The sequence below is a fragment of the Catonella sp. genome (assembly GCF_052173895.1).
Lineage (GTDB): Bacteria > Bacillota > Clostridia > Lachnospirales > Lachnospiraceae > Catonella.
Map to the genome: position 1 here is coordinate 1 of NZ_JBQMXS010000052.1, position 10,375 is coordinate 10,375.

The 10,375-nt window shown below is 35.6% G+C and carries 10 protein-coding genes; all 10 read left to right on the forward strand.

What is annotated here, in order from left to right:
* Positions 1-174: 174 nt before the first annotated feature.
* On the forward strand, positions 175-1,011 hold the full coding sequence (locus tag ACTTG8_RS08855) for a hypothetical protein (RefSeq protein ID WP_442561758.1): 837 nt from the start codon (positions 175-177) through the stop codon (positions 1,009-1,011).
* A gap of 274 nt (positions 1,012-1,285) precedes the next feature.
* The gene (locus ACTTG8_RS08860) at positions 1,286-1,765 is read left to right on the forward strand and encodes an S-ribosylhomocysteine lyase (protein ID WP_442561759.1); all 480 of its coding nucleotides are present in this window, start codon (positions 1,286-1,288) and stop codon (positions 1,763-1,765) included.
* A gap of 18 nt (positions 1,766-1,783) precedes the next feature.
* A complete protein-coding gene (locus tag ACTTG8_RS08865) occupies positions 1,784-2,647 on the forward strand; it encodes a tRNA 2-thiocytidine biosynthesis TtcA family protein (RefSeq protein ID WP_442561760.1) in 864 nt (287 codons plus the stop codon).
* Positions 2,610-3,911, forward strand: coding sequence for a threonine/serine ThrE exporter family protein (locus tag ACTTG8_RS08870; RefSeq protein ID WP_442561761.1), 1,302 nt, complete (start codon positions 2,610-2,612; stop codon positions 3,909-3,911). The genes ACTTG8_RS08865 and ACTTG8_RS08870 overlap by 38 nt, the downstream gene beginning before the upstream one ends.
* A 249-nt stretch (positions 3,912-4,160) precedes the next feature.
* Positions 4,161-5,261: a heat-inducible transcriptional repressor HrcA gene (hrcA, locus tag ACTTG8_RS08875; RefSeq protein WP_442561762.1), complete on the forward strand. Its 1,101-nt coding sequence runs from the start codon at positions 4,161-4,163 to the stop codon at positions 5,259-5,261.
* 16 nt (positions 5,262-5,277) lie between these two features.
* The gene (gene grpE, locus ACTTG8_RS08880; RefSeq protein ID WP_442561763.1) at positions 5,278-5,868 is read left to right on the forward strand and encodes a nucleotide exchange factor GrpE; all 591 of its coding nucleotides are present in this window, start codon (positions 5,278-5,280) and stop codon (positions 5,866-5,868) included.
* Positions 5,869-5,906: 38 nt separating this feature from the next.
* On the forward strand, positions 5,907-7,772 hold the full coding sequence (dnaK, locus tag ACTTG8_RS08885) for a molecular chaperone DnaK (RefSeq protein ID WP_442561764.1): 1,866 nt from the start codon (positions 5,907-5,909) through the stop codon (positions 7,770-7,772).
* 180 nt (positions 7,773-7,952) lie between these two features.
* Complete coding sequence (gene dnaJ, locus ACTTG8_RS08890; protein WP_442561765.1) at positions 7,953-9,218, forward strand: molecular chaperone DnaJ; 1,266 nt, start codon at positions 7,953-7,955, stop codon at positions 9,216-9,218.
* A gap of 206 nt (positions 9,219-9,424) precedes the next feature.
* Positions 9,425-9,970: a GNAT family N-acetyltransferase gene (locus ACTTG8_RS08895; RefSeq protein ID WP_442561766.1), complete on the forward strand. Its 546-nt coding sequence runs from the start codon at positions 9,425-9,427 to the stop codon at positions 9,968-9,970.
* A gap of 95 nt (positions 9,971-10,065) precedes the next feature.
* On the forward strand, positions 10,066-10,375 hold a 310-nt coding region (locus ACTTG8_RS08900), incomplete at its 3' end, for a hypothetical protein (protein WP_442561767.1).

The window sequence follows — 10,375 nt, forward strand, 5'->3', positions numbered from 1 at the left end:
ACTTAGTCAAAAGGTAATACAGGCGAATACTTGTTCAAGTTTTTGCATATAGAAAGGCTCTAAGGTTAATTAATATTATTATTTACCGATATATATGATAGGGAGCATTGTAATTTATAATGCTTTCAAAAAAGCAAAAGGATTTGCGTATATCTTCAAGGAAAGGAGAAAAAAATGAGTAGTATTACAGGTATCAATGCCGTAAACAAGTCTGATGAAACAGCTGAAAAGATAATTCAGAGGGCAAAGGATGCAGCAGCAGTTAATGTAACAGTGAAGTCGCCGGCAGAGCAAAATACTTCACTTGATCCTAATTCTGCAAAAAAGGTAGCGGCAACTTCTAAAACTCAGAAAACTGCTGATGCAGCGGTATATGAGAAGACTAAACCGTCCGACACAAAGAAAGAGCCTTACAAAATCAATAAGATGAGTAAGGAAGATAGGGCAGCCTTAGTTAAGGCACTTAAGGAGGAGGTTGCAGCAAGAGAAAAGAAATTCTTGGATCTTGTAGTTCAGACTATTTCAGGTCAGGGACAGAAGATTGCTATTGCTGATAATAATCTGGATGAAGTTTGGAAGAAGATTGCAAAAGGCAACTTTACTGTAAGTGAGGCTGCTAAAAAGCAGGCTAAAGAAGACATATCTGAAAAGGGATACTGGGGAGTTGAACAGACTTCAAAACGAATGTTTGACTATGCGTCAGCTCTTGCAGGAGATGATGTGAATGAAATGAAGGCTATGCAGGCTGCTATGGAAAAGGGCTATAAGGAGGCTACTAAGGCTTGGGGCAAGGAACTTCCTGAAATTAGCAAAAAGACACTGGCGGCGGCAAATAAGCTGTTTGATGATTTCTATAAGTCAAAGGGTGTAACTAATGAGCAGGCTATGGCAGCACAGAGTTCATCAGCATTTAAGACACAGGCAGCAGTTCAGTCAGCTGCAAATACAAGTACAGTACAGGCTCAGCCGGATCAGGCGATAAAGGGAGTTCAGTCAATCACTAAGAGTTAATACTATAATTAAAAACAAGAAACGCTTTCAGAACAGCTGTTGCAACATAGTAACAGCTGTTCGTATTATATAACGATTGAAGGAACTTAAAACTTTCAGGTATAAAAATACCTTAATAATCTGCTTTCGTTGCCTATATTAAGAGCAAGCTCTTATATAGGCAAACTCAGCATATTATCTTATATATAAACTCTTGAAAAATAAGATTTTAAAGTTAAAATAGAAGTGAGTTGATTGTGAAAAATATTTGAAAGGGAGTTTAAAAGGAGAAATTATGGATAAGATAGCAAGTTTTACAGTGAATCATTTAGTACTTGAACCGGGAGTGTATGTGTCAAGAAAGGATAGGGTCGGAGCAGAGATAATTACTACATTTGACCTTAGAATGACTACACCAAATAAAGAGCCGGTTATGAATACAGCTGAACTTCATACCTTAGAGCATATTTGTGCAACATTTTTAAGAAATCATAAAATATACAAAGATAAGATAATATATTTTGGACCTATGGGATGCAGGACGGGTTGCTACCTCATTATGGCAGGAGATTTGGAGTCTAAAGATATAATTCCACTTCTTATAGAGATGTTTAGTTTTGCAAAGGATTTTGAAGGAGAGATACCTGGAGCAAGTCCTATAGAATGTGGCAATTATTTAGACCAAAATCTTCCTATGTCAAGATGGTTGGCTGAGCGGTATCTTAAAAATACTTTAGAGTGCATTGATGAGGCACATTTGCATTATGCAGAATAATACTTAGAAAAGGTGTATATGAAAGAATTAGACAGAGTAAAAGAAATAGAGAGAAGTATAGTAAAGAAATATCATAAAGAAATTTGGACAAACTTTGTAAAAGCTGTAAAGGAATATGAACTTATAAAAGAGGGCGACAGGATAGCTGTCTGTATTTCAGGAGGAAAGGACTCTTTTTTACTTGCAAAACTTATGCAGGAGTTGAAACGACATAGAAAGTTTGAGTATGAACTTAAATTTATTGTTATGGATCCGGGTTATAATTCTGAAAATAGAAAATTGATAGAAGAAAATGCAAAACTTCTTGATATTCCGATAGAAATATTTAACAGTGAGATATTTGATGTGGTCGTGGACATAGAGAAAAGCCCTTGCTATCTTTGTGCAAGAATGCGGAGAGGACATCTTTACAGTAAGGCTAAAGAACTTGGTTGCAACAAGATAGCCCTTGGACATCATTTTGATGATGCTATTGAAACAGTGCTTATGGGAATGTTTTATGCAGGAAAGTATGAAACAATGATGCCTAAACTTCATAGTAGGAATTTTGAAGGAATGGAACTCATTCGCCCTATGTATATGATACGAGAAGATTACATCAAGGCTTGGGTAAATTATAATGGATTAAGATTTCTAAGATGTGCCTGTCGTTTTACAGAGGAGCAGGAGAAACTGGGAGATGAGGGAACTTCAAAACGAACAGAAATGAAGGAACTTGTTAAAGAAATGTCAAAAATTAATCCTAGTGTATCTACAAATATATTTAACAGCATGTCGCATGTAAATCTTGAAACTGTAATAGCCTATAAATATGGTGGAAAGAAGTATAGTTTTTTAGACGAGTATGACAGGATTGGAAAAAATATTGAAAAAAGAGATTAGGAAAGAATACAGTCTTGAGAGAAGTAATTGGGAGGAGAAACTTGCACTGGTACTGGACATAGCAGAACAGATGGTTATATCCGGAGCAGAGGTTGCAAGGACTGAATATAGTATACGGAGGATATGTAAGAGCTTTGGAGCAGTAAGGACTGAAGCTCTTTCTATAACTACAAGCCTGATAGTTACTGTTTACTATGGAGATTACGGCTCGGTTACTCAGACTAGGAGAGTAGATAAATTTGCATACAACATGGACAGGCTGGAGAAAATGAATGAACTGTCAAGGGAAATTTGTGAAAATCATCTCAAGGTGGAAGAGGGCAGAAAGAAATTTGCAGAGTTAATGTTGGAAAAATATTATTCTTTTTTTGCTCAAATACTATTTTTTATGATGATTGCATTTTCGTTTACCATTTTCTTTGGAGGTAGCATAAAGGATGCAATAGTTTCGGCGTTGATAGCTGTGTTGTTTAAATATATAGATGAATTTGCGAGAAAGATTGAAATTAATAAATTCATTCCTATTGTAGTTTCATCTCTTTTGGGAGGGTTCTTGGCGATAATGGCAGTAAGAGCAGGGATAGCAGATTCGGTAGGAAAAGTAAGTATAGGTGATGTAATGCTTTTAATTCCGGGGATTATGCTTACCAATTCTCTGAGGGATATGTTTGGTGGAGATACTATTACCGGTGGTATAAGATTTATTGAGGCAACCTTGATAGCAGTGATGATAGCAGTGGGATTTTCAGCATCATCCAAATTTTATGAAGAAATATTTAGAAGAGAAGTTGTGTCAAATGTTAGAGAATGGCCTCTATATGTAACTGTAATAGCTGCCTTATCAGCATCTTTTTTTGGCTCTATCGCTTATGCATTTACTTTTAATACAGGAACTAGGAGATTGTTTGGGGTAGGACTTGGAGGGCTTATCGGATGGGTTTCTTATTTATTGGCAGGATATTTTATGTTTTCAGAGCCTATGAAGTATTTTATAGCCGCATTGGTTATAAATATATATGCAGAAATTATGGCTGTAAAGGAAAAAGCACCATCAACGGTTTTCTTGGTATCGGCTATTATGCCGCTTGTTCCGGGAGGTATGCTTTATAAAACAATGAGGCTTGCTGTCACAGGTGAATGGAAGAAATTTGGACAGCTTGGAGTAGAAACTCTGTCGGTAGCTTTAGCATTGGCGCTTGGGATGTTGATTGCAAATTCAGTAATTAAAAGTATGAGGAAGAGACGACATGACTATAATAAGTAAGGATTAATATAGTAATAAGTTATATGGGCTGAGGTATAGAAATATATCTTAGCCTTTAGTTTTTAGAAAAGTTAAAGTATAAGTTTATGAGATGAGATGAGATAAGGAAATATTTGAGTGAACACAAAGAAAACACAAATATTTTTATATATTTTTGTTGACAAATTTGTTTGATGGTGGTATCTTACTAATTAGATATTAGCACTCTACTTGAATGAGTGCTAATAAAAAATAGAAAGGAGTGATGAGATGGAACTTGACGAGAGAAAACTTGAGATACTTAAAGCTGTCATCAAGAACTATCTTGAGACGGGAGAACCTGTTGGCTCCAGAACTATTTCAAAGTTTTCTGAATTAAAATTAAGTTCTGCAACTATAAGAAATGAGATGTCAGACTTAGAAGATATGGGGTATCTTGTAAAACCACATACTTCAGCAGGGAGGATACCTTCAGATAAGGCTTATAGACTTTATGTTGATACTTTGATGCAGGCAAGGGTGAAAGAGGAAGATGATATAAAGAAAGATTTGATTGAGAAATCGGATAAATTGGAAACTCTTTTACAGAAGGTTGCAAATTTACTTGCAATGAACACAAATTATACTACAATGGTTTCTGCACCTAAGTATGAAAGTAATAATATAAAATTTATTCAACTTTCAGAAATTGATGAAGTAAATCTTCTCATTGTAGTAGTTTTAGAAAAAAATGCAGTTAAAAATACTATAATACGGCTTGATGAACCGGTTGAAAAAAGTTTGCTTTTAAAACTTAATATAATGCTTAATTCATTTCTTGCAGGATTAAATATGAAAGATATAAATATTGGAATTATTGCAAAAATGAAAGAACAAGCAGGTGAGTATGTCAACTTGGTTGGACGGATTATAGATGCCATTGGTTCGGTATTTTCGGATGATGATTCACTTAAGATATATACAAGCGGTGCTACTAACATTCTTAAGTATCCGGAATTAAATGACAACGATAATATGCAGAAACTTTTATATACCATAGAAGAAAAAAAAGAATTATGTGCTTTACTTACCGATAAGATGGATGATGGAAATGATGATGGTATTCAAGTATATATAGGAAATGATACAAATGTAGAAAGTCTTAAGGATTGCTCAGTTGTAACTGCAACCTATGAAATAGAAGAAGGTGTTTATGGAAAGATTGGTATAGTCGGTCCAAAGCGTATGGACTATGCAAAGGTTGTAGGTATTCTTAAAAACCTTATGAAACAGCTGGATGATATATTTAAGCACCAGAGGAAGGACAAAACTACCAAGGCAATCAAACTTATAGATATGAAAAAAGATATAAACGATGTAGGTAATACATAGGGAAAGGTGGAAGGCTTTGAAGAATCACAAAGAAAAAAAGTTACATCACGAAAAAGAGGCAGAAAAGGTTGAAACTGAAGTGGTTAGAGATGATGAAAAAGTTTCTAAAGTGACCTTAGACGAGAAAGAGTTAAATAAAGTCAAAGGAGAAAGGGAGGCATCAAAAGAGGAAGAGTACAAAAAGAAAATAGATGACTTAAATGACAGGTTGATGCGTCAGATGGCAGAGTTTGATAACTTCCGTAAGCGTACTGAAAAAGAAAAATCACAGATGTTTGATTTTGGTGCTAAGGGAATAGTTGAAAAATTACTTCCTGTTATTGATAACTTTGAGAGAGGGCTTGACAGTCTTTCAGATGAGGAGAAAGAAGGTGCGTTTGCACAGGGAATTGATAAGATTTACAAACAGCTTATGCAATGTCTTACAGATGCAGGAGTTACTGCAATAGAGGCAATAGGCAAAGAGTTTAATCCTGAGATACATAATGCAGTTATGCATGGAGAGGATGATAGCTTTGGTCAAAATATAGTGTCTGAAGAACTTCAGAAAGGCTATATGTATAAGGAAAGTGTTGTAAGACCTAGTATGGTTAAGGTAGTGAATTAACAATATAAAATATTAACATTAAAAGTGAGGTAAATATTATGGGTAAAATAATTGGTATTGATTTAGGTACAACAAATTCATGTGTTTCAGTTATGGAAGGTGGACAGCCGGTAGTTATTGCAAATGCAGAGGGTATGCGTACAACTCCTTCAATTGTTGCCTTTACAAAAAATGGTGAAAGGCTTGTAGGTGAAACTGCTAAACGTCAGGCAGTTACCAATGCAGACAGAACTATATCTTCTATTAAGAGACATGTGGGAACTGATTATAAGGTAAACATTGATGATAAGTCATATAGTCCACAGGAAATTTCTGCTATGATTCTTCAAAAACTTAAGGCTGATGCAGAGGCTTATATTGGAGAAAAGGTAACAGAGGCAGTTATTACTGTACCGGCGTATTTTAATGATGCGCAGAGACAGGCGACTAAGGATGCAGGTAAGATAGCGGGACTTGATGTAAAGCGTATTATCAACGAGCCTACAGCTGCTGCACTTGCTTATGGTCTTGATAATGAAAAAGAGCAGAAAATTATGGTTTATGACCTTGGTGGTGGTACTTTTGACGTATCTATCATTGATATCGGTGATGGAGTTATCGAAGTTCTTTCAACTAATGGTGATACAAAACTTGGTGGTGATGATGTAGATAATGTAATTACAGATTACTTTATTACAGATTTTAAGAACAAAGAAGGTGTAGACCTTTCTACAGATAAGATGGCTCTTCAGAGACTTAGAGAAGCTGCTGAGAAGGCTAAGAAGGAACTTTCTTCTTCTACAACAACCAATATTAACCTTCCTTTCATTACAGCTACGGTAGAAGGACCTAAGCATTTTGAACTTGACCTTACAAGGGCTAAGTTTGAAGAGCTTATACATGATATAGTTGAGAGAACAGCAATTCCTGTTCAGAATGCACTTAAGGATGCAGGACTTAATGCAAGTGATATTGAAAAGGTACTTTTAGTAGGTGGATCTACTCGTATTCCTGCTGTACAGGCTAAGGTTGCTCAGATTATAGGTAAGGAAGCAAGCAAGAGCCTTAATCCGGATGAGTGTGTAGCTATCGGTGCATCTATTCAGGGTGGTAAATTAGCTGGTGATGCCGGTGCAGGTGACATTCTTCTTCTTGATGTTACTCCACTTTCCCTTTCTATAGAGACTATGGGTGGTATTGCAACAAAACTTATTGAGAGAAATACAACAATTCCTACTAGAAAGAGTCAGGTATTCTCAACAGCAGCAGATAATCAGTCTGCAGTTGATATAAATGTAGTACAGGGTGAAAGACAGTTTGCTAAGGATAATAAGAGTCTTGGACAGTTTAGACTTGATGGTATTGCTCCTGCTCCAAGAGGAATACCTCAGATTGAAGTTACTTTTGATATAGACGCAAACGGTATCGTAAATGTTTCTGCGAAAGACCTTGGAACAGGTAGAGAACAGCATATTACAATAACAGCAGGCTCTAATATGAGTGATGCTGATATAGATAAGGCTGTCAAAGAAGCTGCTGAGTATGAGGCACAGGACAAGAAACGTAAAGAGGGTATTGACGCAAGAAATGATGCTGACGCTATGGTATTCCAGACAGAGAAGGCTCTTAAAGATGTAGGTGATAAGATTGAAGATGCTGATAAGAGCTCTGTAGAGGCTGATCTTAAGGCTCTTAAGGATATTCTTGAGGCAACTCCTGTTGATAGTGTATCTGATGAAGATATTGATAAGCTTAAAGCTGCTAAAGAAAAACTTATGACAAGTGCGCAGAATCTTTTTACAAAGGTTTATGAGCAGTCACAGGGTGCAGCAGGAGCAGGTCCTGATATGAGTGGAGCAGGTCAGACAGGAAATGACAATGTAAACAATGATAATGTTGTTGACGGAGATTATAGAGAAGTATAATAGTTACAATAGTTTAGACTAAACAAGTGGGCTGTCGCACTAAAATTGGGGTGGCAGCCCTGTGTTGACATAAAGATATAAATGAAATTAAATTTTAACACGAATAAAATATAATTGTTTATTGTTATTTGTGTGAATTGCGTTAAGTTTAAAATATAAAAAGATGAAAGTGGGATAAATATGGCAGATCAGAAGAGAGATTATTATGAGGTTCTTGGTGTAGCTAAGAGTGCATCTGCTGATGATTTAAAAAAGGCTTATAGGGTGCTTGCTAAGAAATATCATCCGGATGCAAATCCTGGAGATAAAGAGGCCGAGGCGAAGTTTAAAGAGGCGTCTGAGGCTTATGCAGTACTTAGTGATGATGAAAAGAGGAGAAAGTATGATCAGTTCGGTCATGCTGCCTTTAGTAATGGAGGCGGTGGTGGAGCAGGAGGTTTTGACTTTGGTGATATAGACCTTAGTGATATACTTGGGAGTTTCTTTGGCAGTGGTAGAGGAGGCTTTGATTTCTTTGGCGGTGGTGGTAGAAGAAGTAGAAATAGCCCTATGAAGGGAGCCAATATACGATATAGCCTTAGAATTACATTTGATGAGGCTGTAAAAGGTTGTAAAAAAGAAATTACTCTTGACATGAAAGAAGAATGTGGAACCTGTCATGGAAGCGGTGCAAAGGCAGGAACCAGCCCTGTAACCTGTACAAAGTGTGGTGGTTCAGGTCAGATTACATATACACAGCAGTCCTTGTTTGGCATGGTAAGCAGTGCACAGCCTTGTCCGGATTGTCGTGGTACGGGTAAGATTATTAAGGATAAATGTTCTGATTGTCGTGGTAGTGGTTATATTACCAGAAGAAAAACCATAGAAGTAGATATTCCGGCAGGTATAGATGATGAACAGGCTATCAGAATTAGAGATAAAGGAGAACCGGGTGTAAATGGAGGGCCAAGAGGAGATTTACTTGTAGAGGTTAATGTAGGTTCACATCCAAATTTCCAGAGAGATGGTTTTGATATTTATTCATCTGTTCCTATTTCGTTCACTCAAGCTGCGCTTGGTGGAGATATAAGGATAAATACAGTTGATGGAGATGTTATATATACTGTAAAACCGGGTACGCAGACAGATTCTAGGGTAAGGCTTAGAGGTAAGGGTGTGTCTACTCTTAGAAATAACGAGGTAAGGGGAGATCATTATATTACTTTAATAGTACAGACTCCACAGACGCTTACTAAAGAACAGAAGAGAATATTGGAAGAGTTTGATTCTACTCTTGAAACAAGATTTAGGGCTAAGTCAGATAAATCTGATGTCAAAGAAACAACTGCTGATAGTGAACCATCTAATATTTCGGATGATAAAGACAAGGAGAAGAAAGGTAAATCTTCTAAGAAAAAGAGTTTTGCGGATAATATTAAAGAAAATTTAAAGGATTTATTTGAATAAATAGTATAAGTTGTATTTTGAATTTAGATAGTACTTTTTAGTGCTATCTAAATTTGTATATACTGTAAATTTTACAGATGTTTGGTAATATCACCCCATAACTACAGACAAAAAGTTATTATCCTGCTGTAATATGTAGAATAAGAGGTCTGTAACTATAGCGTGAATAATTTGGGTTTATAAAGGTATTTTAAAGGTGGATAGTGATGAGAATTGAAAAGGACAATATAGTTATCAGAAGTGCTAATCTTAAAGATGCAGAAATTCTCAACCATTGGTGGAATGACGGAAGTATTATGGAACATGCCGGCTTTCCTAATGGATTGGGACAGAGCATGGAAGAAACAATAGAATGTGTCAGGAGGAATGAAGGACGCATAAGTCAGCTTTGTATAATAGAAATAGATGGAAAGCCGGTAGGTGAGTTAGACTATAGTATAACAGGTAATGATACTGCATATTCGGGTTGGAAAATCTGTGAAAAAGAATACCAGAATAAAGGCTATGGTACAGTAATTATAAATATGTTGTTTGATTTTATTTTTACCAATAAAGAAATTAATTCTGTATGTAAGGTAAATAAGATTGAATGGGATACAATGTTAGAAAATAAGAGAGCACAGCATGTATATGAAAACAAAATTAAAGCCGTAAAAAAGGAAGTTCTTGAAAATAACTGGAAAGACCAGCTTGGGAATTGGCGTACGGCAGTGGTGTATGAGATTTCAAGGGAGAAATTTTATAAAAAATAATTTTTTTGATGTCAGGAAAAAACTTGCATGAGACTTTTTTTATTTACTTTTTTATTAGATTGTTTTATTGATAATATTTTAACAAGAGGCTGATTATGTATGAATTTTTTGAAATTGGTAATTTAGAAAATAAAGTTCTTGAAGTTAAAAACGAGGGAATAGACATTATCAAGATTCTGTATTATTTTAACTCATTTCATAATTCAAATGTTTACTTTAAAATTGATGAAGTGAAATTGTTTGACAAAGTAAATTCAGAGATTTTAGACAAATTATCCAGATATTTTGGCAAGTCTATTCAGATTATGATTTCATCTGAACGGAAAGATGCTACAGATATGTTGAAAAAATTGGGTTTTGAACGCAAAAGAGTTTGTTATGAGATTGAAGTTGGTAAGGAAGACT